General features: G+C 72.8%; 11 protein-coding genes. 10 read left to right on the top strand and 1 reads right to left on the bottom strand.

What is annotated here, in order from left to right:
* The first annotated feature begins 951 nt into the window (after positions 1-951).
* The 5 genes from ACIA79_RS21755 (at position 952) to ACIA79_RS21735 (ending at position 5817) form a co-directional block, all read left to right on the top strand.
* Positions 952-1338 (top strand): LPXTG cell wall anchor domain-containing protein, encoded by a 387-nt coding sequence (locus ACIA79_RS21755; RefSeq protein ID WP_399429993.1) that lies wholly within the window; start codon positions 952-954, stop codon positions 1336-1338.
* A 1-nt stretch (position 1339) separates the two neighbouring features.
* A complete protein-coding gene (locus tag ACIA79_RS21750) occupies positions 1340-2041 on the top strand; it encodes an RNA polymerase sigma factor (protein WP_399429992.1) in 702 nt (233 codons plus the stop codon).
* Positions 2042-2682: 641 nt separating this feature from the next.
* Entirely contained in the window at positions 2683-3216 is a 534-nt protein-coding gene (gene cpt, locus ACIA79_RS21745) for a chloramphenicol phosphotransferase CPT (RefSeq protein ID WP_399429991.1), read from the top strand.
* Between the two features lie 360 nt (positions 3217-3576).
* Complete coding sequence (locus ACIA79_RS21740; RefSeq protein WP_399429990.1) at positions 3577-3990, top strand: excalibur calcium-binding protein; 414 nt, start codon at positions 3577-3579, stop codon at positions 3988-3990.
* A gap of 636 nt (positions 3991-4626) precedes the next feature.
* Positions 4627-5817: an acetyl-CoA C-acetyltransferase gene (locus ACIA79_RS21735; protein WP_399429989.1), complete on the top strand. Its 1191-nt coding sequence runs from the start codon at positions 4627-4629 to the stop codon at positions 5815-5817.
* A 128-nt stretch (positions 5818-5945) separates the two neighbouring features.
* Here ACIA79_RS21735 and ACIA79_RS21730 read toward each other — a convergent pair whose 3' ends face one another.
* Complete coding sequence (locus ACIA79_RS21730) at positions 5946-7409, bottom strand: MFS transporter (RefSeq protein WP_399429988.1); 1464 nt, start codon at positions 7407-7409, stop codon at positions 5946-5948.
* A 638-nt stretch (positions 7410-8047) separates the two neighbouring features.
* Here ACIA79_RS21730 and ACIA79_RS21725 point away from each other — a divergent pair.
* Genes ACIA79_RS21725 through ACIA79_RS21705 form a run of 5 tightly spaced genes read left to right on the top strand, consistent with a single transcriptional unit; the run spans position 8048 to position 24638 of the window.
* Positions 8048-20344, top strand: a complete 12297-nt coding sequence (locus ACIA79_RS21725; protein ID WP_399429987.1) for an amino acid adenylation domain-containing protein — start codon at positions 8048-8050, stop codon at positions 20342-20344.
* Positions 20341-21684: a hypothetical protein gene (locus ACIA79_RS21720; protein ID WP_399429986.1), complete on the top strand. Its 1344-nt coding sequence runs from the start codon at positions 20341-20343 to the stop codon at positions 21682-21684. Before ACIA79_RS21725 ends, ACIA79_RS21720 begins: the two co-directional genes overlap by 4 nt.
* A gap of 55 nt (positions 21685-21739) precedes the next feature.
* Positions 21740-22531 (top strand): alpha/beta fold hydrolase, encoded by a 792-nt coding sequence (locus ACIA79_RS21715; RefSeq protein WP_399429985.1) that lies wholly within the window; start codon positions 21740-21742, stop codon positions 22529-22531.
* A gap of 11 nt (positions 22532-22542) precedes the next feature.
* A complete protein-coding gene (locus ACIA79_RS21710; protein ID WP_399429984.1) occupies positions 22543-23376 on the top strand; it encodes an alpha/beta hydrolase in 834 nt (277 codons plus the stop codon).
* Entirely contained in the window at positions 23373-24638 is a 1266-nt protein-coding gene (locus ACIA79_RS21705; RefSeq protein WP_399429983.1) for a cation:proton antiporter, read from the top strand. Before ACIA79_RS21710 ends, ACIA79_RS21705 begins: the two co-directional genes overlap by 4 nt.
* Positions 24639-24893 lie beyond the last annotated feature (255 nt).

Genomic DNA, 24893 nt, shown 5'->3' with positions numbered 1-24893 from the left:
GTTTGGGGGGTTAAATCCGGGGGGCGGGGGGTTCGGGGGGGGGGTGTAGTGGGGGGGTAAAAAACCATTTCCCTACAGGGCCGGCGCCGAGGGGCTCGGGTGCCGTACGGCACCCGAGCCCCGAGCTTTCAACACCATCTACCGGCCGGCTCGAGCCGGCCTTCGTTTTCCGCTGCGGTCCGCCCGGGAGGGCGGAGGAGCGGGGATCGCGGTTGCGTGACCGGGGACCACCTTCCAATCCGGGGCCTGCGGTACCCGAGCGGGTGTTTCTCTCGCCCGGGCGATCCTGATGGCGTCTGCTCCTTACTGTTTCGATCAACCACTTCTACTGCTGCAACATGCGGGTACTTCTGTGCGACCCCTGGGGCCGCTCGGCCCGACAGCCAGCGAAGGGACCCCAGGTTTCCGGCCCCATCACTCCACTGTCGTTCCGCACCTGCTTGCACGGCAGTTCGTCTCTGCCGTGCCATCCATGACTTCCTGGCTACGGGTAAAACACTAACCCCGACGGAGCGGCATGTCTACCTTGGCCACGACAGATTTTTATGAGCGCCCGTGAGGGTATTTCTATGCCCGCTACAACCACCGCCGACCGGGCGGCGCCCGGCTGACGCCACCCCCGGCGCCTTGTGCGCGCCCGTGGGCGGGCGGGTCGGACGGCCGGACGGCCGGACGGCCGGACGGCCGGACGGCTCGGAACGGTCCGGCCGGGCGAGGCGCACCGGGTCGTCGCGGTCGGGATGCGACGTGCGGCGCTGTGTCCGGGGCGGCGGTGGTTCTGGTCGTCCCGTGGTGGGCCGCCCACGATCCGCGCGGCCGGCCGGAGAAGCCCGCTCCCCCGGCCTCGTCGGAAAAAAATTGCGCGGAGGGCGGCAACCACCCGTCCACTTGCGCGTCGTGCGGGATGAAGAGGCGTGATCCCGCGCCCCCGTACCCCCTGGAGAACCCACCGTGCCCCCTCTGAAGCACGCAGTCGTCACCGCCGCCGCCACCGCCGCACTGGCTGCCGTCGCCGTGCCCGCGTGGGCGGCCGCCGGACCGAGCGCGACCCCCTCGGCAGCGCCGACGCCGGCGAGCAGCAGCGTGCCGTCCGCCGCGCCGTCCGCCGCGCCATCGGCCGCGCCCAGCCTGCCGGCGACCGCCACCCCGTCGGCCGTCCCGACCCCGGCCCCGGCCACCAGCAGCGCCCCCGGCGCCCCGCGGCCTTCCGCCGGGCCGGAGCTCGCGCATACTGGTGGCGCGAGCGCCACCGACATCGCCATGGGGGCCGGTGCCGCCGGGCTCATCGCGCTCGGGGCGGGAACCCTGTTCGTCGTCCGGCGGCGCGCCCATCGCTGACGTGCTCGACCCGAGGAACCCCGTGCTGCACCCCGCACTGCCGTTCCGCCCCGCCGCGCCCGGATTGCCCCGGGTGCGGCCGGACGGCGGGTGGGGCCTGCGTGCCGCACTCCGCGTACTGCTGCGCCGTGACGGGGCGGCCCCGCCGGTCGATCCCCCGCGGCCGACGGGCCCGTACGTCCCCGTTGGTCCGTACGGCACCGCAGCGGTCTCCCCGCCACCCACCGTCACGGAGCTGTACCACGCCCACCGTCTGGGGATGGTGCGTCTGGCCGTGCTGCTCGTCGACGACGTCGCCACCGCCGAGGACGTCGTCCAGGACGCCTTCACCGCCCTCTACCGGCGCCACGGCGAGCACATCACCGAGGTCGACAACGCTCTGGGATACCTGCGCACCGCTGTCGTCAACACCTCCCGTTCGGTGTTGCGGCGCCGCCGGACCGCCCGGGCCTGGACGCCGCCCGCCCCGACGGACGTACCGTCCGCCGAGGAGCACGTCGTGCTGGACGAGGCGCATCGCGAGGTACTCGCCGCGCTCGGCCGGCTCACCCCGCGTCGCCGCCAGGTGCTCGTCCTGCGGTACTGGGCCGATCTCAGCGAGGCGGAGATCGCCCGGGCACTGGGGATCAGCCGGGGTGCGGTCAAGTCGAACGCCAGCCGCGCCCTGGACGCGCTGGAGCGGATCCTGGAGGGACGGATATGACGGCCGACGGCGAACGCGAACGTCTCGTCGAGCGCCGGCTCCGGCAGGCGCTCGAGGCCCGTGCGGAGTCGGTGAACCTGCGTGATCTGCGTCCCGCCGCGCCGCCGCGACGCCCGGCCCGCCGGCCGTCATGGTGGCAGGGGCCGCCGGCGTACCGGCTGCGCCTCGTCGGCGTGGCGGGGCTCGCGGCGGCGGCCGTGGCCGGGGTCGCCCATCTGATGGCCCCGGAACCGGCCGCCCCGCGTCCCGTTCCGCCGGCCGATCCTCCCAGGGTCGTTGAGCCGACCCCGGGCCCGGACCGGAGCGCGACCCCGAGTCCGGCCCCGAGCCCCACCGCTGTGCCGACGGTCCGGCCGAGCGTCAGCGTGCCCGCGAACGGGTTCCCGCCGCCGTCCGCCACCCCCACGCCGGGCGCCACCTGACTTCCGGCGTCACCCGTCCTCCGGCATGGTGGGCGGGTGGCGCCGGAACCGCCGTACGACGGCCGGCCCGGAGTCCTGGGCCGGTTCGGCACAGCGGCAGCGCCGGTCCCACGGCAGCGCGACGGCAGGCGGTGCCGCCGGTCGTGGGTGGTGCCCCGGGGGTGCGGAGTGCGCCGGAACCCGTTTCGGGTGCCGCCCCCGCGCCTTTACTGTGGCGCGATGATGACTCAGGTGATCGTTGTCAACGGTGGTTCCAGCTCGGGGAAATCCGGGATCGTCCGGTGTCTGCAGGCAGTTCTCCCGGACCCGTGGCTGGCGCTCGGGACGGACACCCTGGTCGAGGCGATGCCCGCGTCCTTGCAGGCGTCGGACGGCGGGATCGAATTCGCTCCGGACGGAGAGGTGGTCGTCGGTCCGGAGTTCCGCACACTGGAAGCGGCGTGGATCGAGGGGGTCGCCGCGATGGCCCGTGCCGGCGCCCGGGTCATCGTCGACGAGGTCTTCCTCGGCGGAGCGTACTCACAGCGGCGATGGCAGAAGGCCCTGGACGGACTGCACGTGTTGTGGGTCGGCGTCAGGTGTGACGCGGCGGTGGCCGCGGCCCGTGAGGTCGCACGGGGCGACCGGACCATCGGGATGGCTGCGTCCCAGGCGGACGTGGTCCACCGGGGCGTGGCCTACGACCTGGAGGTGGACACCACCCAGGCGGAGGCGATGGACTGCGCCCGGGCCATCGCCGCGCGGGTCAGGTGATCGACGGCCGCTCCGTCCGCCGCCGGGCCGCACCTGCGGCCGGCCGGCGGCCCGGCAGTCGGTGACCGAGGCGCGGCTCCAGACACCGGCGGCGGCGCCCGGCACGCGGACAGGCGAACCGTCGCGGTGCAGCAGCCGAACCGGGTGGTGGGGCCGCGCGGGGCGGTCAGCTCGGCTGTCACGAGCGCCGGTCGGGTGGCCGATGACGATGCCGCGGTGGCCCATGCGGCCCTGCTTCTGTGAAGGCGCCGGTCAGAGGCGGGAGCGATCACCTGTTCGGGCTACTGAAGGGGCTGAGCGGACGCATGTCCCCGTAACGTCGGAGCGCGGCCGCCCAGCGGCCTGAAGGGAGGCTGGATCATGTTTCAGCGTTCCGCACTCGTAGGTGCGCTCCTCGCGATCGCTTCGATCGTTCCCACGGCGGGCATTGCCCAGGCTCAGGACCTGGACTGCCGCGACTTCGTCTACCAGGAAGACGCGCAGGCCGTGTTCAACAGCAACCGGACCGATCCCCACCGCCTCGACGAGGACCAGGGCCAGGGCCAGGACGACGGAATCGCCTGCGAGTTGCTCCCCCGGCGGCCCGCGTCCGTTGCTCCGCGGCCCGACAGCCCCGTGTCCCCCACCGCGACTCCGACCCGCGGCGTCCGCGGCGGGCTGGGTGGCTCCGCACCATCCGGGCCCACCGGCTGGCAGACCGGCATGGGGCTGACGCTCGCGGCAGGCGCGGCACTCGCAGCCGGCTGCACGCTGATCCGGCGGCGCCACGGCTAGGCCCTGTCGTCATATTCCCGTCGTCGCCCGAAGGACGGCCCTGCGGCGTCAGGTGCGTGCTCTCGGTGTGCCGGGCCCTGACCCTCGTACTGGATGTACTCGGGTCCGGGCCCGGTGCGGCGAGAATGCGTGCATGGCGTCGCGGGGCAGACGGGAATGTGACGACAGGGCCCAGGGGGCGTCGTGCCGGTCAGACCGGATCGGTGAGCGGCGTTCGGTGCCGTGCATCGCACGGCGGAGGAGGGAGCCACCGCCGGGGCGGGGCGACGGCCCGGGGGCCGGCCGTCGGCCGGGGGGCGCCGGCCGGGCGGCAGGGTGGTCGGCAGGCGGCCCGGGGCGGGCCGCGGGGGTGGGGTGGCGGAGCCGGCGGGTCGCCTCGCCGAAGGTTCCGCGGCAGCGGCTCGATGCCCGTCGCGCGGCGCGCGGCGTCGCAGAGGGCGGCGCGGGCCGGTCCGGGGCAGGAGGGGCGGCGGGGAACCAGCGCCGTTGCCGGCGGGCGTTTCAACCGGCGCGGTGCGGGGGCGCGTCCCGTCGGCTGTGCCATCGCTCACACCGCCGAAGGGCGCATTTCCCCGGTGCAACTCGTGGGTAATGTAGCCGTGTTGTGGACCACAACTTCTACCCACGGAGGACGTCGTGTCCGGATCCGTCATCCTGGCTGGGGCCCGTACCCCCACCGGTCGCCTGCTCGGCTCTCTGAAGGACTTCTCCGGGGCTCAGCTCGGGGGCATCGCGATCAAGGCTGCTTTGGAGAAGGCCGGGGTGGCGCCCGAGCAGGTGGAGTACACGATCATGGGGCAGGTGCTCACCGCGGGCGCCGGCCAGATCCCGGCCCGCCAGGCCGCGGTGGCCGCGGGCATCCCGATGAGCGTTCCGGCGCTGACCGTCAACAAGGTGTGCCTCTCCGGGATCGACGCGATCGCGCTGGCCGACCAGCTGATCAGGGCCGGTGAGTTCGACCTGGTCGTGGCGGGCGGTCAGGAGTCGATGTCGCAGGCGCCGCACGTGCTGCCCAAGTCGCGTGCGGGCTTCAAGGCCGGTGACGTACCGCTGATCGACCACATGGTCCATGACGGCCTGTTCTGTCCCTTCGACCAGCTGGGGATGGGCGTCTCGACCGAGAAGTACAACAGCCGCTACCCGGGGCTGACCCGGGAGAAGCAGGACGCCTTCGCCGCGGCCTCGCACCAGCGGGCGGCCGCCGCGGCCGCCGCCGGGCGGTTCGCGGAGGAGATGGTGCCGGTGACGGTCCCGCAGCGCAAGGGTGACCCGGTGGTGTGCGACACCGACGAGGGCGTGCGTCCCGACACCACGGCGGAGGTCCTGGCGAAGCTGCGTCCCGTGTACACCGCCGACGGCACCATCACGGCGGGCACGGCGTCGCAGATCTCCGACGGCGCCGCGGCCGTGGTGGTGGCGAGCAAGGCCAAGGCCGAGGAGCTGGGCCTGCCCTGGATCGCCGAGATCGGCGCCCACGGCGTGGTGGCCGGGCCGGACGGAAGCCTGCACGAGCAGCCGTCGAACGCGATCAGGGCGGCGCTGGCCAAAGCCAAGCTGGAGCCGTCCGACCTGGACCTGGTGGAGATCAACGAGGCGTTCTCCGCCGTCGGCATCGTCTCCACCGAGCAGCTGGGCATCAGCCCTGACATCGTGAACGTCGACGGCGGAGCCATCGCGCTCGGCCACCCGATCGGCGCCTCGGGCGCCCGGCTCGTGGTCCACCTGGCCTATGAGCTGCGCCGCCGCGGCGGCGGTCTCGGCGCCGCGGCGCTGTGCGGCGGCGGTGGGCAGGGCGACGCTCTGCTGATCAGCGTCCCCTCCGCCTGACGGCAGGCCCGCCGCTGCGGGGAGCCTTCGGAACGACACGGTCCCCTGGGGGGCACATGGTGGCCGCACCCAGGGGACCGTCCGTATGCCGCGGGCCGGCAGGGGCGGGGCCGGCCTGGAGCCGGGGGTTACTGGGCGGGCCTGGCCCGGTCCTTCGGAGTCTGCGCCGCGGCCGCCGGTGCGGGTTTCGGTCGCAGCACGACGAGCATCGTGCAGACCACGACCGCGCACAGGATGTTGACGGCCATCGCGGCGACGTAGACGTGGTGGAAGGAGGAGATGCTGCCGGGGGCAGCGCCCGACGCCATGATCGAGGCGAATCCGGCGACGCCGACCGCACCGCCGACCTGGCGCACCGTCAGGGTCATACCGAGGCCACCCGCGAATTTCTGCGGGGGCACCGTCCCGGCCGCCAGTGACGACAGGCAGGTGATGGCGAGGCCGAGGCCGCCGCCTCCGAGGATCGCGGCCGGCAGCCAGCCGCCCAGGAAGTTGGGCGTGGGTCCGAAGAGGTCGGACGCCCAGATGGCGTTGCTGGCCGTGAAGGACAGCGCGCCCAGAACCGTCACCTTCACCTGAGCCGCCGGCCGGGTGACCCGTCCGGCGAGCAGCGAACCGGCCATCGAGGAGACGGCTCCGACGCTCAGGGCACCGGCCGTCTGCAGGACCGACCAGTGCCAGATGTCGGCGGCGAACAGCGGTGCGGCCAGCATCCACGCGAACATCGTCATGTTGAGCATGCCGAGGCCCAGGTTGGCGGTCCGGAAGACGGGGCTGCGCCACACCGTCATCTCCAGGGCCGGAGCGGGGTGGTTGCGCGAACGCAGGACGGTGACGGCGACGAGCGCCAGCCCGGCCAGCCCGAGTCCGACGGTGCGGACATCCGACCAGCCCCAGGTGTCCCCCTCGGTGAGCGCGCTCACCACGCCGGCGATGCCCAGGGCGAGCGCGATACTGCCCACCGCGTCCGGCAGCCGGTCCCCCGTGCCGCGCAGCCGCTGCTTCGGCAGTATCACCATGGCGGCGAGCAGCATCGCTCCGCACAGCGGGAGGTTGACGTAGAACACCGAGCGCCAGCCGAAGGCGCGCAGCAGCAGCCCGCCCGCGGCCGGTCCGATGACGGCGGAGAAGCCCGCCACCGCAGACCAGGTGCCGACCGCTCGGGCGATGCGCTCGCGCGGGGTGGTGGCGAGGATCAGGCCGAGCGCGGCGGGGATCATGCCGCCGGCCGCCGCGCCCTGGACGATGCGGGCCGCGATGAGCCACCCGATGGACGGCGCGACGGCGCAGACGAGCGAGGCGGCGGTGAAGGCGGCCAGGGACCAGAGGAAGACGGTGCGCCGGCCGAGGCTGTCGGCGATCCTTCCGGCGGGCGTGAGGACGGCCGCCAGCAGGATGGTGTAGCCGCTGAGGACCCACGTCATGGTGTGGAGCGACGTGCCCGGGAAGTCGTCCAGGATGTCCGGGAAGGCGATGCTGACGATGGACAGGTCGAGGAAGGCCATGAAGCTCGCGCCGCTGCAGAGCGCGAGGACGCGGGCCGGGTTGACCTCCTCCCGTATGCGGGTGCGTTCGGCCGGCTCGTCGGGCATGCCAGTCCCCTCAGCTCGTGTGCGTCGTCGAACTCGCCTGCGGGTCAACTCGGTACGTGGGCACGGTGGTCGAAGCCGTGCGACCGAAGCAAGTGTGCTCCTCCCCCGTCTGCGGCGGGTCGAAGTGTGCGATCAAGACATGTGATGACCATCACTCGGGATTCGCTCGAAGATCTTCGCCGTCATGCCTTGCGGTGGCTCTCGCGGCACGCCAATGATGGGGCGGGGCGTCCGGGGGGAGGAACCGGCGCACCGGCGGGGGCGGTTGCGCCCCCCATCACACGTCAGCGCACCTCTGTAGCGCGGTACCTCTGCACATCTGCACGACAGCGTTCCTGCACGACAGCACATCCGTACTTCGGCAGTTCAGCACTTCGGCAGTTCAGCACTTGGCGTACTGGCACTTAGTTCCTGACAGCGCGGACGACTCACGGCGCAGCCGCATGCGCGACTGCTCGTGAGGCGGACGCCGCTCGATCACGGGGGAATCGGCACGGGTGCACGGGGGAACAGCCCTGTGCACGCGCTTTGATTCGGCACCTGCAGGCCTCACAAGGCTGCCTCGGGTGCTGTTGCCCTGCCCCGGGACGGGCGGCGCTCACCGGACGCGCCGCGGGTGATCACGGGGAGAGTTGGCGATGACTTCTTTGACTTCCGTCCTGATCGGCAGCGGGAGCGTACTCGCGCGTTGCGGCGAGGTACTCGTGGCGAAAGGGCACCGGATCGCCGCCGTGGTGACCGGTGACGCCACCGCCCGGTCCTGGGCGGTCAAGGCGGGCATTCCGCACCACGAACTCGCCGAGGCCGTGGCGCTCGTACCGCGTCTGTCCTGCGACCTGCTGCTGAGCGCCGGCAATTACGCGGTGGTGCCCGAGGCGCTGCTGGGCTGCGCCACGCGGGCCGCCGTCAACTACCACTACGGCCCGCTTCCCGAGTACTCGGGCCTGCACACGCCGTCCTGGGCCATCGCGGACGGGGCACGGGAGTACGGCATCACCTGGCACCGCATGGCCGAGGTGGTCGACGGCGGTGAGGTCCTCAAGCGGGTGCCGGTGGCCATCGACCCCGACGACACGGCGCTGTCGCTGGGCCTGAAGTGCGACGAGGCGGCCGTCGCCAGCCTGCCCGCGCTGATCGACGAGATCGCCGGGGGCCGTGAGACCGCGACCCCGCAGGACCCCGCGGCGCGCCGCTATTTCTCGCGGCACACCCAGTTCGCCGCCGAGGGACTGATCGACTGGAGTCTTCCGGCCGAGCGCATCGCCGCCATGGTCCGGGCGACCGACTACGGCCCGTTCGCGAGCCCGCTGGTGTGGCCCAAGGTAAGCCTCGACGGGCACTTCTACGCCGTGCGGGAAGCCCGCCCCCAGGCCGCGGCCGACGGTGCCGCCGCTTCGGTCACCTCGGCCGATGCCGCCGCGGATGACGCCGCCGCCGCGCCCGGTACCGTCCTGTCCTGCGACGACGTGTCGGGCCTGCGGGTGGCCACCGGCGCCGGAAGCCTCACCCTGGCCCGGCTGTGCACCCTGGAGGGCGAGGAACGGCCCGTCGGCGCCGTCGCGGCCGCCCATGGCATCGCGCCCGGCGCGGTCCTGGACGTCCCCGGCGAGGACGCGAGCGCGCGCCTGACCGCGGCGGGCGTCGAGGCCTCCAAGGCCGCCCACCGCTGGCGCGAGCGCCTGATCGCAAGCGGCGACCGGCCCTACCGCCTTCCCCACCCCCCGCCCCGCCCGGGGACCGGGGCGGAGGGCACGGAAGGCGAGCGGCGGACGGATCCCGTCCTCGTGCGATGTCCCGTCCCGCTCCAGGACGGCGACGACGGCGGACTGGAAGCGTCCGCGGCGGCCGCCGCCTCCCTGGCCGGTGCGCTGGGCGTCTTCCTGAGCCGGGCGAGCGGCCGGCAGGAGGTCCCCCTCGCGATGGCGGCCCCCCGCCAGGGTGTCGACGCCGCGCACCGGGACCTGTTCGCCGCCTGGCTGCCCCTGCTGTGCCGTGTCGACGCCGAGGCGACGATCGCGGACAACCTGCGGGCGATACGGCGGGAGTTCACCCTCGGCCAGGGGCGGGGCTGGCTCCGCCGCGACGCCGTCGGCCGCGACGAAGCGCTCCGGGAACGCTGGGGCAGCGGCGCACTGACACCGGACGTGCTGATCTCCTGGGGCGCCCGCGACGCCGACCGGGACTCCGGCAGCCGGGGCGGCCAACGTCCGCGACTGGAACTCCACATCCAGCCCGGCGACGGAGAGGACGGTGCACTCGTCGCCTTCCACTACGACGCCACGCGCCTGCAGGCCCCGGACGTCGCCCGGCTGGCCGACCAGTTCGCCGCGTGGTGCCGCCGTCTGCCCGCCGCCGCCGAACGGCTCCCGGCCGCCGCAGACCTCCTCACCGCGGAGGAACGCGCTCTGCTGATCGAGGAGTTCAACGACACGGCCGACGCCGCCGCGGACCTCGCCGGGCAGGGCCTGCACCGGCTCGTGGAGCAGGCCGCGCGCAGCCACGCCGGGAACACGGCGCTGGTCTGCGGGGACAGCAGCCTGACCTACGCCGGGCTCAACGCCCGCGCCAACCGGCTCGCCCACGCGCTGGCCGGCCGGGGCGTGGGCCGCGGCGACCTGGTGGGCGTGGCCCTGGATCGCTCGATCGACCTGGTCGTGGCCCTGCTGGCGGTCCTGAAGACGGGGGCCGCCTATGTGCCCGTCGACCCCCGGTTCCCCGCCGATCGCATCCGCCGGATGATCGACGACGCCGATCCCAGGCTCATCGTCACTCCGGCCGCCGTACCCGCCGGGCTCGCCGCCTGGGACACCCGCTGCGTGAGCGTGGGCCTGGGTGAGGAACTGGGCGCCGAGGACGACCTCGCGGTCGAGTCGGGCGCCGACGACCTCGCGTACGTCATCTACACCTCGGGCTCGACGGGGCGCCCCAAGGGCGTCGAGATCACCCACGGGGCGCTGTGCAACTTCCTGGCCGCCATGCGCGCACGGCCCGGGTGCGAGGCCACCGACCGGCTGCTGGCCGTCACCACCGTGTCCTTCGACATCTCCGTGCTGGAGCTGTTCCTGCCGCTGCTGTGCGGCGCGACCACGGTCATCGCCCAGGCGCAGGAGACCCTGGACGCCAAGGCCCTGAACGGGCTGATGGAGCGGCATGCGGTCACCGTGATGCAGGGCACCCCCGCCACCTGGCAGCTGCTGCTGGACGGCGGCTGGCAGGGCACCCCCACGCTGAGGAAGATCCTCTGCGGCGGTGAGGCACTGCCCCGCGAGCTGGCGGACCGGCTGCTCGCCGCCGGCGGCCCCGGCTCGGTGTGGAACATGTACGGCCCCACCGAGACCACCGTGTGGTCCACGGTCTGGGAGGTGGCGGACCGGGCCGAGGAGGACGGCATCCTCATCGGCACCCCGATCGACCGCACCCAGGTCTACGTACTCGACGAGAACCTCTCCCCCGTCCCGCTCGGCTTCCCTGGCGAGCTGTGCATCGGCGGCGCCGGAGTGGCCCGCGGCTACCGCAACGACCCCGGCCAGACCGGGCTGCGCTTCGCGGACAACCCCTTCCACCCCGGCACCCTGTACCGCACCGGCGACCTGGCCCGCTTCGCCGCACCCGGCCGGCTGGCCCTGCTGGGACGCACCGACCGCCAGGTCAAACTGCGTGGTCACCGGATCGAACCGGCCGACGTCGAGGCGGCCATCAGCGCCCACGCGTCGGTCCGCCGTGCCGTTGTGGTCGGCCGTGACGAGCAACTGGTCGCCTACTGCGTCCGCGACACGGACGGCGATGTGCTCGCCGCGCCGGTGGACCGGAGCACCGCCCTGGCCGAGTGGGCCGCAGCCTGGGACCGCGCCTACGAAGCGGGCGGCGACACCTCCGACACGGGCGCGGATCCGGGCGCCGATGGTGCTGCCGACGCCACGTTCAACCTGGCGGGCTGGCGCAACAGCTACGACGGCCTGCCCTTCTCGGGCGCGGAGATGCGTGAGTGGCAGCAGGGTTCCCTGCGGCGCATCCTCGCCCACGCACCGCAGAACGTCTTCGAGATCGGCTCCGGCAGCGGGCTGATGCTGTTCGGCCTGGCACCGCACTGCCGCACCTACCACGCCGTGGACGCCTCCGCCCAGGCCGTCGAGATGACCCGGCGGCACCTGTCCTCGCTGCCGCACGTGACGTGCGAGCAGCGCGCCGCCCACGCGCTGCCCGAGGTGGCCGAGGGCACCTACGACACCGTGGTCATCAACTCGGTGGCCCAGTACTTCCCCGGCGCCGACTACCTGACCTCGGTGCTGGAGTGGGCGACCCGGGCGGTCACCAGCGGACGGGTGTTCCTCGGTGACGTACGCGACCTGTCGCTGCTGGAGGTCTTCCACGCCGACGTGGCGCACTTCCGCGCGGAGGCGGAAGCCGGCCCGGTCCCCGCCGAGGAACTGGCGCACCGCGCCGGGCGCGCGATGCGCGCGGAGCGCGAACTGGTGCTCAGCCGTGAGTACTTCGCCAACCTGCCGCACCTGTTCCCGCGGATCAGCCGCGTCGACATCACCCTGCGCGACGGCGCTCACGTCAACGAGATGACGCGCTACCGCTACGACGTCACCCTGCACATCGGCGACGACGCCCCGCCCGCCGCCCCTGCGGTGGAGAAGGACTGGCAGGCCGACGGGTCCGGCCCGGCCGCGCTGCGCGCCGAGCTGGACGCGGTCGCCGACCGCCCGTTGCGCCTGAACAACATCCCCAACGGCCGGCTGGGCGGGGTGTCCGGGCGGGTCGCCGCTGTCCTGGAGCAGATGGGCGCGAGCACCCCGGAGGCCCCCACGTCCTGGATCGACCCCGCCGACCTCGCCGGCCCGGCCCGGGAGGCGGGCCTGGAGCTGGCCCTGCTGCCCAGCCGCTCGGGTAACACCTGGCGGTGCGACGCCGTGTTCTGGCGGCCCGGGCAGACGCCCGACCTCAGCTGGCACTCCGCCCGGGCGGTGGACCGCGACGACCTGGCCGGGTACGCCAACACGCCCGTGGCCGGTGAGCCGTCCAGGACGCCGCTGCACCGCGTGCTGCGGCCCTGGCTGGCCGAGCGGCTGCCGGAGTACATGGTGCCGGCGTTCATCGTGGAGCTGGACGAGCTCCCGCTGACCCCGAACGGCAAGATCGACGAGAACGCCCTGCCGGACCCGGTGGTGGAGGTCGATGCCACCGCCAAGCCCGCCACCGAGCTGGAGCGGGACATCATGGCCATCTGGTCGGAGGTGCTCGGCCACGACCGGATCGGCGTCAACGAGAACTTCTTCGAGATCGGGGGCAACTCGCTGCGGGTCGTCCGGGTCCAGACACGGCTGGAGGAGCTGCTGGGACGCCCCGTCCTGGGGGCCAAGCTCTTCGAGCACTTCACCGTCAAGACCCTGGCCGCCTACCTGGCCGGCGGCACCCGTACCAGCCGGGAGATCGTGCCCGACCGCCGCCGCGCCGTCCACGACGAGCCCATCGCCATCATCGGCATGGCCTGCCGCCTGCCGGGCGACGCCAACACCCCGGAGGAGTACTGGGAGCTGCTGGAGCGCGGCGGGGACGGGATCGTCGAGGTCCCGAAGGACCGGTGGGACGCGGAGGCCCTGTACAACCCCGACCCGGAGGTCCCCGGCACCTCGTACTGCAGCCGGGGCGGGTTCGTCACCCCCATCGACCTCTTCGACGCCCCCTTCTTCGGCATCTCACCGCGCGAGGCCCGCTCGCTCGATCCCATGCAGCGCATGGTGCTGGAGACCACCTGGGAGGCGTTCGAACGCGCCGGCTACACCCTGGACCAGCTGCGCGGCAGCCAGACCGGCGCGTTCATCGGCGTCGGCAAGAGCTCGGCGTACCACGAGTACGGCCTCACCATGGCCGGCGGGCTGACCGACCTCGACGGCTACGTGGGCCCCGGTTCCGCGGGCGGCACCATGTCGGGGCGGGTGTCGTACGTGTTCGGTCTGGAGGGCCCGACCCTCACCCTGGACACGGCGTGCTCCTCCTCCCTGGTCACCACCCATCTGGCCTGCAACGCGCTGCGCAACGGCGAATGCGACCTCGCGGTGTCGGCCGGTGTGAGCCTGATGCTCACACCGGAACTGCACGTCGAGTTCAGCCGCCTGCGCGGGATGTCGGCGGACGGCCGTTGCCGGTCGTTCTCCTCCGACACCGACGGCACCGGCTGGAGCGAGGGCTCCGCCGCGGTGGTCCTCAAGCGGCTGTCCGACGCCCAGCGCGACGGCGACCCCATCCTGGCCGTGCTGCGCGGCACAGCCGTCAACCACGACGGTCACGCCGCCAGCCTGACCACGCCCAGCGGCCCGGCCCAGCAGCGGGTCATCCGCGCCGCCCTGGGCGCGTCCGGCCTCCAGCCGGACGACATCGACTACCTGGAGGCGCACGGCACCGGCACCAAGCTGGGCGACCCCATCGAGGGCACCGCGCTCGCGGAGGTCTTCGGCGGCAGCCACGGCGGGGACGCACCGCTGTGGGTCGGTTCGGCCAAGTCCAACCTCGGCCACACCCAGGCGGCGGCCGGTCTGGCCGGAGTGATGAAGGTCGTGCTGGCCATGCGGCACGACACGCTTCCCCGTACCCTGCACGTCGCCGAGCCCACCCCCACCGTGGACTGGGAGGGCGCCGGCATGGCGCTGGTCCAGGAGCAGCGGCCGTGGCCGGCGAAGGACGTGCCGCGCCGCGCGGGCGTCAGCTCGTTCGGCATCGGCGGCACCAACGCCCACGTGATCGTCGAGGAGCCGCCGCGGACGGCCGCGAAGGACGCCGAGGAGGGCGCGTCCGCGCCGCTGCCGCCCACGGTGCCGTTCGTGGTGTCCGGCTACACCGACGCCGCCCTGCGCCAGCAGGTGGAGAACCTGCACCGGCACATGGGCATGAACATCCAGGACCGCCTGGGCGACGTGGCCCGCTCGCTCGCGACGACGCGCAGCCACTTCCGCCGCCGGCTGGTGCTGCTGGTCAAGGACAGGGCCGAACTCCTCGACAAGCTCGCCTCGTTCGCCCGCACCGGTGAGCTGCCCGCCGACTCGGCGCGCACCGGGAACCACACCGAGGAACCGCGGCTGGCCCTGCTCTTCACCGGCCAGGGCAGCCAGCTCGCGGGCATGGGCAAGGACATCCACGACGTCCACCCCGTCTTCCGCGAGGCGCTGGAGGAGGTCGCCGGCCGCTTCACCGAGCTGGAGAGGCCCCTCCTGGAGGTGATGTGGGCCGAACCGGGTACCGAGGACGCGGCCCTGCTGCACCGTACCGACTTCACCCAGCCCGCCCTCTTCACCCTTCAGGTGGCGCTGTGGCGGCTGTGGGACAGCTGGGGTGTGCGGCCGGAGCTGCTGCTCGGCCACAGCATCGGGGAAATCGCCGCGGCCCACGTGGCGGGGGTGCTGGACCTGGACGACGCCTGCCGGCTGGTCGCTGCCCGCGGCCGTCTGATGCAGGCCCTGCCCGCCCGCGGCGCCATGGTGTCGCTGGAAGCCGGCGGGGAGGAGGCGGAAGCCGCCATCGACGCCCTGGGGCTGCGCGGCACGGTGGACGTCGCCGGGCTCAACACGCCCACGCAGACGGTGCTGTCCGGTGACACCGACGCCGTCGAGGCGATCACCGCCCACTTCACGGAGCAGGGCCGCAAGGCCAAGCGGCTGACGGTCTCCCACGCCTTCCACTCGCACCACATGGACGGCATGCTCGACGAGTTCCGGGCCGTGGCGGAGAGCGTCCGCTTCCGCCCGGCGGCGATCCCCCTCGTCAGCAGCCTGACCGGCGAGCTCGCCGCGCCGGGCGAGCTGGAGCAGCCCGGCTACTGGGTCCGCCAGGTGCGCCAGGCGGTCCGCTTCAGCGACGGCATGCGCAACCTGCACCGCCAGGGCGCGAACACCTTCCTGGAGCTCGGCCCGCAGCCCGTGCTGTCCGGCCTCGGCGCGTCCTGCCTGGCCGACGAGGGACCGGTGTCCTGGGTGCCGTCCTGCACCCCGGGCAGGAACGGCGCCTCGGTCATCCAGCGGAGCCTGGCCGAGCTGCACGTGCGGGGTGTCCGGGTCGACTGGGACGGCTACTTCGCGCCCTTCGGCGGCGGCCGGGTGGACCTGCCGACGTACGCCTTCCAGCGGGAGCGGTTCTGGTTCGAGCCGCCGGCCTCGCGCGAGGTCGGCGCCGGTCTCGACGCCACGGGCCACGCGCTGCTCGGCGGCGGTGTGGAGATCGCCGGCACCGGGCTGTCGCTGTTCACCAACGTGGTGGCGGACAACCAGCCGGTGTGGGTGCAGGAGCACCGGGTGATGGACGCCGTCCTGATGCCGGGCACGGCGTTCTTCGAGGCCATGCGGGCCGCGGGCGACGCGGCCCACGAGGGCGACTGGGACCTGTCGGACGTGGTCATCGCCTCGCCGCTGGTGCTCGCCTCCGGGGTGCCGGTGCGCATGCAGGTCACCGTGGGCCCGGCGATCGGTGACGCCCGTCCCGTCCAGGTCTACAGCGCGCCCGAGGGCGAGGACGGCGCCTGGCAGCTGCACGCCGAGGGCCGGATCACGCCCGCGGAGGAAGCCGGTGCCGGCGCCGCGGTGACGGTACCGCCCCGGGGGGCAGAGCCGCTGGACGCGTCCGCCCTCTACCGCGACCTGGACGCCCTCGGCTACGGCTACGGGCCGACGTTCCAGGGCATCAAGGAGGCCTGGCACGTGGGCGGGGAGGTATGGGCCAGGGCCGCGCTGCCGGAGAGCGCGGAGCAGTCCGCCGCCGGCTACGTCCTGCACCCGGCCCTGCTGGACTCGGCCATGCACTCGCTGCTGCTGACCCAGCGGCTGCAGAACCGGACCGGCGACGACCTCTTCGTGCCGTTCGAGGCCGAGCGCCTGTCGCTTCGGGTGAAGGGCCTGACGGAGATCTGGGTCCGGGTCGCCGACTTCGAGCTGGGTGACGGCGAGTTCTGGGCGTCGCTCGACATCCATGACGGCGACGGCGTCCATGTCGGCCGGCTGCACCGCCTCCACGCGCGCCGGGTGGACCGGGCCGTGCTGCGCCGTCTGGCCGCGGCCGGGGTGGACCGCTTCCAGTTCGACGTCGACTGGCGCCAGGTGGACACGGCGAACGTCGAACTGGGCGGTTCCTGGGGCATGATGACCCCGGCCGGGGACGTGCCGTGGGCCCGCGCGGTCAAGACGCTCCTGGCCCGGGCCGGCATCCAGGTGATCAAGGTCCGGGAGCTGGAGGACGCCGAGGACCTGGACGGCCTGGTCTGCCTGTGGGACTCCGACGCGGAGGTGCCTGCCCAGGCCCACGCGTTCGCCGCCACGGCGCTGGAGCAGCTCCAGGAAGCGGTCGCCACGGAGTTCCGCACCCCGCTGGTCTGGGTCACCCGCCACGCGGTGGGCACCGGTGCCGACGACATGGTCTCCGGGCTGGGCGCCGGCCCGCTGTGGGGTCTGATGCGGACCGCCCGCAACGAGCACCCCGAACTGAGCCTGCGCATGATCGACCTCGGCGAGGAGGAAGCGGACCGCGAGGCGCTCCCCGCCGCGCTGATGCTGGAGGCCGAACCGGAGTGCGCCCTGCGCCACGGCGAGGTGCTGGTGCCGCAGCTGCTGCGGGTGGGTGCGGCGCAGGATCTGCAGATCCCGTCCGAGGGCCGCTGGCAGCTGGAGATCACCGCCAAGGGCCGCCTGGACGAGCCGCTGACGGTCAAGTCCCTGCCGGAACGGGCCCTCGCCCCGGGCGAGATCCGTGCCGAGGTGCGGGCCGCCGGGGTGAACTTCCTCGACGTGCTCAACGCCCTGGGCATGGTGGAGATCCCCGCGTTCGGCCTGGAGTTCGCCGGTGTGGTCACCGAGGTCGGCGGCAGCGTCGACCAGGTGAAGGTCGGCGACGCCGTGCTGGGCCTGGCCCGCGGCTCCTTCGCCTCCGAGGTCGTCACGGACGCGCGCCAGGTGGTGCGCATGCCGGAGCACCTCAGCTTCGAGGAGGCCGCCACCATCCCGATGACCTTCCTCACCGCCTGGTACGGCCTGCACGAACTGGGCGCCCTGCGGTCGGGCGAGCGCGTCCTCATCCACGCCGCCGCCGGTGGCGTGGGCATGGCGGCCGTGCAGCTGGCGCGGCTGGCCGGCGCCGAGGTCTACGGCACCGCCAGCGAGCCCAAGTGGCCCGCGCTGCGGGAGCTCGGTCTGGACGACGCCCATCTGGCGTCCTCGCGCGACCTCGGGTTCGTCGAGCACTTCGGCAAGGGCGCCGACGGCGAGTCCGGCGGGTGCTTCGACGTGGTGCTGAACTCCCTGGCCACCGAGTTCATCGACGCCAGCCTGGGCATGCTGGGCAGCGGCGGACGGTTCCTGGAGATGGGCAAGATCGATGTGCGGGAGCAGGCCGCCATCGACCGGACCCACCCGGGTGTGACGTACACCGTCTACAACCTGCCCGAGGCGGGGCCGGATCTCATCCAGCGGATGCTGGTCTCGATCGCCGAGTTGTTCACGCGGGGCAAGCTGACGCCGCTGCCGCTGCGGGCCTTCCCCATGGCCCGTGCCTCCGACGGCTTGCGCTTCATCGCCCAGGCCCGGCACGTGGGCAAGGTGGTGCTGGTCCCGGCCCAGCAGCGGCAGTTCGTCCGGCCGGACGGCGCGGTGCTCGTCTCGGGCGGCGCCGGCGACCTCGGCCGGCGGGTGGCCAGATGGCTGGCCGGCACCCACGGGGTGCGCGACCTGGTGCTGACCTCCCGCCGCGGGATGGAGACCCCCGGCGCCCAGGAGCTGGTGGACGAACTGTCCGGGCTGGGGGCCACGGCCACCGTGGTGGCCTGTGACGCGGCCGACCGCGACGACGTCACCGCGGTGATGGCCCTGTTCGGTGACGAGCGCCCGCTGCGCGGCGTGGTCCACGCGGCAGGTGTGCTGGACGACGGCGCCCTGACGGCGCTGACGCCCGAGCGGTTCGGCTCCGTCCTGCGGCCCAAGGTGGACGGCCTGTGGCATCTGCACGAGCTGACGCAGGACATGGAGCTGGACTTCTTCATGATGTTCTCCTCCATCGCGAGCGTCATGGGTGCACCCGGCCAGGGCAACTACGCCGCCGCCAACGCCTTCCTGGACGCGCTCGCCCACCTGCGCCGGGCCAAGGGCCTGCCGGCCACCTCGGTGGCCTTCGGCCCCTGGGAGGGCGACGGCATGGCCGCCGGGCTCAGCGAGTTCGACCGGGCCCGCTTCGCCCAGCTCGGCCTGGACCGGCTGGCACCGGACGAGGGCCTGGAACTCTTCGAGCTCGCCGTCAGGAGCGGTCGCGCGCTGACCATGGCCGCCGCGCTGGACCTGAACCGCGTGCAGCACTACTTCGAGAACCGCGGTGGCATACCGCCGCTGTTCCGCGCGCTGCTCAGCGGCAACACCGGCGGGCGCTCCCGGACCGGCGGCGGAACGGACCTGCGCAAGCTGCTGGGCGAGGCCGCGCCTGAGGAGTACCCGTCCGTGGTGCTGGACGTGGTGCGCGAGGAGGTGGCGAAGACCCTGGGCTTCGCCTCGCCGGAGGCGGTGGACGTCGGCGTGCCGCTGCAGGACATCGGCATCGACTCGCTGACCGCGGTGCTGATGCGCAACCAGCTCGCGGACCTGACCGGACTCGCCCTGCCCGCGAAGATCGCCTTCGATCACCCCCACCTCACCTCGCTGGCCGACTTCCTGCTGGAGAAGCTGCTGGAGGCGGGGCTGGACGCGGCGCCCCAGGCCGCAACCGGTACGGCGTCCGCCGAGGCGGCCGGGCCGGCCGAGGACGCGGGTGTGGACCTGTCCGCGGCCCGCAAGGGCCTGCTCCACGCCGACCTGCGCTTCACCAACGCCACCGCGGCGCCGGTACGCCCGGAGGCGGTCTTCGTCACCGGCGCCACCGGATTCGTCGGCGCGTACCTGCTGCACGAGCTGCTCGCCTCCGAGGTGGTCGCCTACTGCCTGGTGCGGGCGGACGACGCCCGCCAGGCCATGGAGCGCCTGGTCGCCGCCCTCGACGGCTACGGCCTGTGGAAGGAGGAGTTCGCCCCGCTGCTGAACCCGGTGGTGGGCGACCTCACCAGGCCGCTGTTCGGCCTGGACGAGGAGGGCTTCGACGAACTGGCCGACCAGGTGGACGCCATCTGCCACTCCGGTGCCCTGGTGGACTGGATGCGGCCGCTGGAGGACTACATCGGCCCGAACGTGGTCGGTACGCACGAGGCGCTGCGTCTGGCCTCGCGCGGTCGCGGCAAGGCGTTCCACTTCGTGTCCACCTTCGCCACACTGCCCAAGTACCTGGGGTACGAGGTCAGCGAGGACGACCGGGAGTACGGCTACCTGACCTCCAAGTGGCAGGCGGAACAGATGGTGGCCGCCGCCCGCTGGCGCGGCGCGAGGGCGTCGACGTACCGGCTGCCGTTCGTGGGGGCCTCGACCCGCACCGGGCACTTCCGGCTCGACCGCGGCGACTTCCTGCACAACCTGATCACCGGCGGCCTCGAGATGGGGAGCTTCCCCTCGCTGGCGGCCGACCTCACGGCGGTGCTGCCGGTGGACTACCTGTGCCGGACGATCGCCGGGGCCATGACCAGCGACCTGGCGCGCATCGGCGCGGACTACGACTTCGTCAATGCCGGCGCCCCGACCTTCGACCGCTTCTTCGAGATGGTCGGCGCCGCCGGCGGCGGGGCGGAGATCCTGCCCTTCGACGAGTGGCGGCAGCGGGCGCTGGCGTTCGCCGCCGGGCATCCGGCGAGCCCCCTGGCCCGCATCGCCGCCCTGGTGGACGGCCTGACGGCGGAGGGTCTCGCGGACATGTTCGCCGCGCTGCCCGTGGGGGGCGCCGTCTTCGGGGCGGAGGACTACCCGTCCCCGCCCATCGACGAGGACTTCGTCCGCACCTATGTGGACCGCATCAACACTTCGGACCGAGCGGAGAACACGACGTCATGAGAGACGCGACCCAGGCGGCAGACGCGACGGTGGACGACGATGCCACGGTCACCGGCACCTACCAGAAGACCGGCACCTTCCTGCACTCCTCGGCGGCGGTGCACGCCGAGCAGCTGTCCCCGGTGCTGGACAAGTACCAGGTGGACAAGGAGGAGATGGAGTCCCGGCTGCCTCCGCACCGGACGCTGAACACGAGCTGCTTCCACCCCGAGGTGCACCCCACCGAGGTCGTCCGGATGAACCTGGACGACGATCTGGCGGACAACCTGGCGCGCCAGCTGCGCTGCCAGGCGATGATCCAGGAGAGCTTCGCCGCCGCCTCGATCGGCAGCTACTTCCCGGTCTCCACCATGTTCGAGAACTGCGTGCTGTTCGTGCCCTCGGCCAAGCGTTTCTACGACCTGAACCAGGACATCGTCCAGGAGCACTTCCCCGAGGTCGAGACCGCGGTGGTGAACGCCTTCATCGTGCCGGCCGAGAAGCGCCCGTACGGCACCCACGCGGCCAGCTCGATCGCCCTCCAGATCCCGTCGCTGGTGAAGAAGCAGCTCGGTTTCCCCACCGAGTACCGCAGCTTCCACACCGCGCTGACTCCCACGCCGCTGAGCCGGCAGCCCTTCGTCATCTTCGAGGAGGCCGAGGTGGAGGCGCCGAACCTCCCGTACGTCTACGAGAAGATGCTGGAGTGCGGCCTGGAGGGCGAGGAGAAGGACGCCGTCGACAAGGCGCTGTACCTCTTCCTGGAAGGGAAGCTGTCGGAGATCGACCTGCCCTCGGTGCGGGACTTCCTCATGGCGATGTACTGGGCGAAGACGTACGCGGACAAGCCGTCTCCCGGCTACTACTGCGACAGCCGGGTGGGCGACGCGCTGGTCTTCGACAACTACCGGGCACACGCCGACAGCACCCTGCCCCGCACCACCAAGGACCGCCTCACCATCGACCTGCGCTGTTTCAACAAGGTGCACTACCCGAAGGGCATGACCAGCGGGCTGGACTTCATCGTCGACCCGGACGAGCGTGCCTACCAGGTCAGGCGCAAGTGGGCGTCGATCGAGTTCCTCCTCGCCACCCTCGGCTACGAGAGCGTCGACGAATTCCTGCGCCTGGTGTTCGGCGGTTCCCGCCGCGCGGCGGACATCGATCCGTTCGGCCTGATGACCGACCTGCAGTTCGGCATCTACAACAAGTCCGAGTACCACCTGCTGGACCAGAACCTCGACGACCACTACGAGCGGGTCGAGGCCCTGTACGACCGCATCGCCAAGGAGGGCGAGTACGTCCTGCCGGAGCGGGCCAGGCAGTGCCTCGCGGCGCTGAGCGAGCAGCCCGGCGGCTGAGGTCAGGGAGGGAAGCGGCCGACGTGAGCCACCGACACCGATTGAGGAATGCGCTGTGAGCCGAACCGAATCCGTGGACGACCTCGTGGAGCGCTTCTACACGGTCGTGAAGCTGCCGCACGATCCGTTCGCGAAGGCGTTCCTCAATCGGTGCCGTTCGCACACCGTCAAGGTGAACGGCCGCTTCTACAAGTACTTCCAGAGCGGCAGCGGCCCGACCGTACTCCTCGTCCACGGCCTGAACACCAATCTGGGCAGCATGGTGGCCATCGCCGAAGAGCTCCTCGCACAGGGTTACCGGGTGGTGCTGTTCGACGTGCCGCCGCACGGGGAGGCGCTGGGCACCACGGGTGATCCCACCGAGATCCGCGCCCTGCTGCGCGCCCTGTACGACAGGCTCACCGGTCTCCACGCGGTGGTCTGCCACTCCATGGGCGGCCTGTGGGCCCTCACGGCGTGGCACGCCGGGGCGACCGCGCGGACGGTCGTCTCCATCTCCTCGCCGCCCTCCAAGATGTTCCTGGTCGAGAGGTTCGCCGAGATGAACGGCCTCCACGACGACCGGGTACGGGCGGTGATCGGGGAGATCGAAAGAAGGTTCGGCGCGACGGTGTGGGACGAGTACTCGGCGCTCGAAGCCGCCCGGGCGATCGACGTGCCCGGGCTGGTCGTCCACGGCACGGCCGACGACTACGTGCCACCGGTGCACGCCGGGGAACTGCACGCGAGCTGGCGGAACTCCACGGTGCAGCTCGTCGAGGGCGCCGGCCACTTCGACATCGTGGACTCACCCGAGGTCCGGAAGATCATCTCCGCGCACCTGCGGAGCGTGGAAGAAACAAGGTAAGGGGCGATCAATTGGACACCGACATCACGGAAAAGCTGCGCCGGCTGGCCTTCACGCCGATGCGGACGCAGCCTCCGAACGCCACCCGGCCGATCCTGGAACAGGCCGCCAAGGAAGTCGAGGTCGTCGATGGCGGCAAGGTGGTCCACTACCTGTGGGGCGAGGGCGAGCGGCGGATCCTGCTGGTCCACGGCTGGGCGGGCAACGCCGGGCACCTGACCGTCCTGGCGGACGCGCTCGTCCGGGCGGGCTGCGCGGTGGTCGTCGCGGATCTCCCCGGACACGGTGAGTCGGAGGGAGGGGAGTCCTCCGTCATCCACTTCGCCAGGGCGGTCGAGGCGGCCGACGCACGCTTCGGCCCCTTCCACGCCGTCGTCGCCCACTCCCTGGGCGCCGCGGCCACGACCTGCGCGATGTCGCGCGGGGTCTCCCTGGAGCGGGTCGTGTTCGTCAACCCCATCAGCAGCTACACCAGCCTGTGGCGCCGCTCCGGCGAGGTGATGCAGGTGTCGCCGGAGGCCATCGGGCTGGTCCGCTCGCGTGCGGAGGAATGGCTCGGCATCTCCTTCGACGCCATCGAACCGGCCGTCGCGGCACGGGACTTCACCAGCCGGCTGCTCGTCGTCCACGACGAGAACGACCCGGAGTCGCCGATCACCGACAGCGAGGCGCTGGTGAGCGCCTGGGGTCAGGCCGAGCTGATGCGGGTGCGGGACCTGGGCCACACCAAGGTGCTGCGCGACGATGCCGTGGTCCGCCGCGTCGTCGGCTTCCTCACGGAGGACGGCGGATCGGCGGGCGGCCCGGCGGCCGGCGCGGCGGGGGATGGAGCGGCGGGCCGGTGACGTTTTCCGTGGCCGCGCACGCGATCGCCGCACTCGGCGCCTTTCTGGTCGTCGGATTCCTGGGACGCCGGTTCGCCCGCCGGATCGGGCAGCCCGGCGTCGTCGGCGAGATCGCGTTCGGCATGCTGCTCGGGCCGGCGGTACTCGGCTGGGCCTGGCCCGAGGCCCAGGCCGTGCTGTTGCCGCCCGACGTGCTGCAGCCGCTGCGCGACCTCGGACACGCCGGACTGGTGCTGTTCCTCGTGGGCGTCGCCCACGAACTGCGGCTGGACGGCTCCCGGCTGCGGGACCGGGCCATCGGCTTCACCGCGCTGGGCACCCTCGTGCCCTCCCTGCTGGCCGGTGCCGCGTTCGGCGGCTGGCTCGTGCTCGACGACCGGCCCGAGCTGCGCGGCACGGCGCCCACCGTGGCCTTCGTGCTGCTGCTGGCCACCACCATGGCGGTCTCGGCGGTGCCCGTGCTCGCCCGGATCCTCGCCGACCGCGGCCTGACCACCACCCGTGCGGGGCGGCTCTCGCTGACCTCGGCTGCGCTCATCGACGCCGTCGCCTGGCTGTTGCTGGCCGTGGTGATCGGCATCGCCCAGCCCGGCTCGGGCGGCGTGGGGACCGCGGCCACCGTGCTGGTGGTCGGGGCACTGGCGGCCACCCTGGGCCGCCGCCTGCTGAGGACCCCGCAGGCCGAGCGCCTGTGCGCCCGGTGGCCGTGGCTGATGGCCGTCGTCCTGGGCGTCGTGGTGCTGGCAGCGGCGGACACGGCGGAAACCCGGGGGCTCACCGCGATCTTCGGCGCGTTCGTGGTCGGCCTGATGATTCCCCCCGACTCACCGCACTGGGACGCACCGGTCCGCTGGGTGTCCACCCTGGGCCTGTGGCTGGTGCCGGTCTTCTTCATCGCCACCGGACTCAAGATATGGACGGGCTCGGGCGGCCTGCCCTGGCTGGTGGCCGTGCTGGCGACTGCTCTGGCCGTGCTGGCCAAGATCGGCGGTGGCTACGCCGTCTCACGCCTCGGCGGCGAGGGGCGCACCGAAGCGCTCCGGGTGAGCGTCATGCTCAACACCCGTGGCCTCACCGAGATCGTCCTCCTCCAGGCCGGATACAGCGCCGGCGTACTCACCCCCGGCCTGTACCTGGCCCTGCTGGTCATGGCGGTCGTCACCACCTCCATGACGGGCCCTCTGCTGTCACTGATCGACCACCGCCAGAAGGCGGCTCCGCCGCCGGAACCCCGGCAGCACGAACACCCCGCATCGAGGTGAGGCCGCGCCCTCGGAGGATGGGCCCAACTCCCGGCACATCCCGCCCCGTGCCGCGCCGGAAGCCGCGCCCACCGGCGGGGCACACAGGTGGGGAAAAATCGTTCCGGCAGCACGCCCGTCGGGCGAGCAGCCGGGTCGGGGACGCGGCGTGCCGCCCGGTCCGCCCGGGCGGCAGGCCCCGGGGCGGGTCAGCGGAAAGGGCTGGGGCTGCCGGCCGTGACCGGCTCAACCCGCCAGCCGACAGGGGACGCTTGG

The organism is Streptomyces sp. NPDC051310, from assembly GCF_044455245.1.
GTDB lineage: Bacteria > Actinomycetota > Actinomycetes > Streptomycetales > Streptomycetaceae > Streptomyces.
Note: the sequence above shows the minus strand (reverse complement) of the source record. Positions and strands in the feature narration are given on the sequence as shown.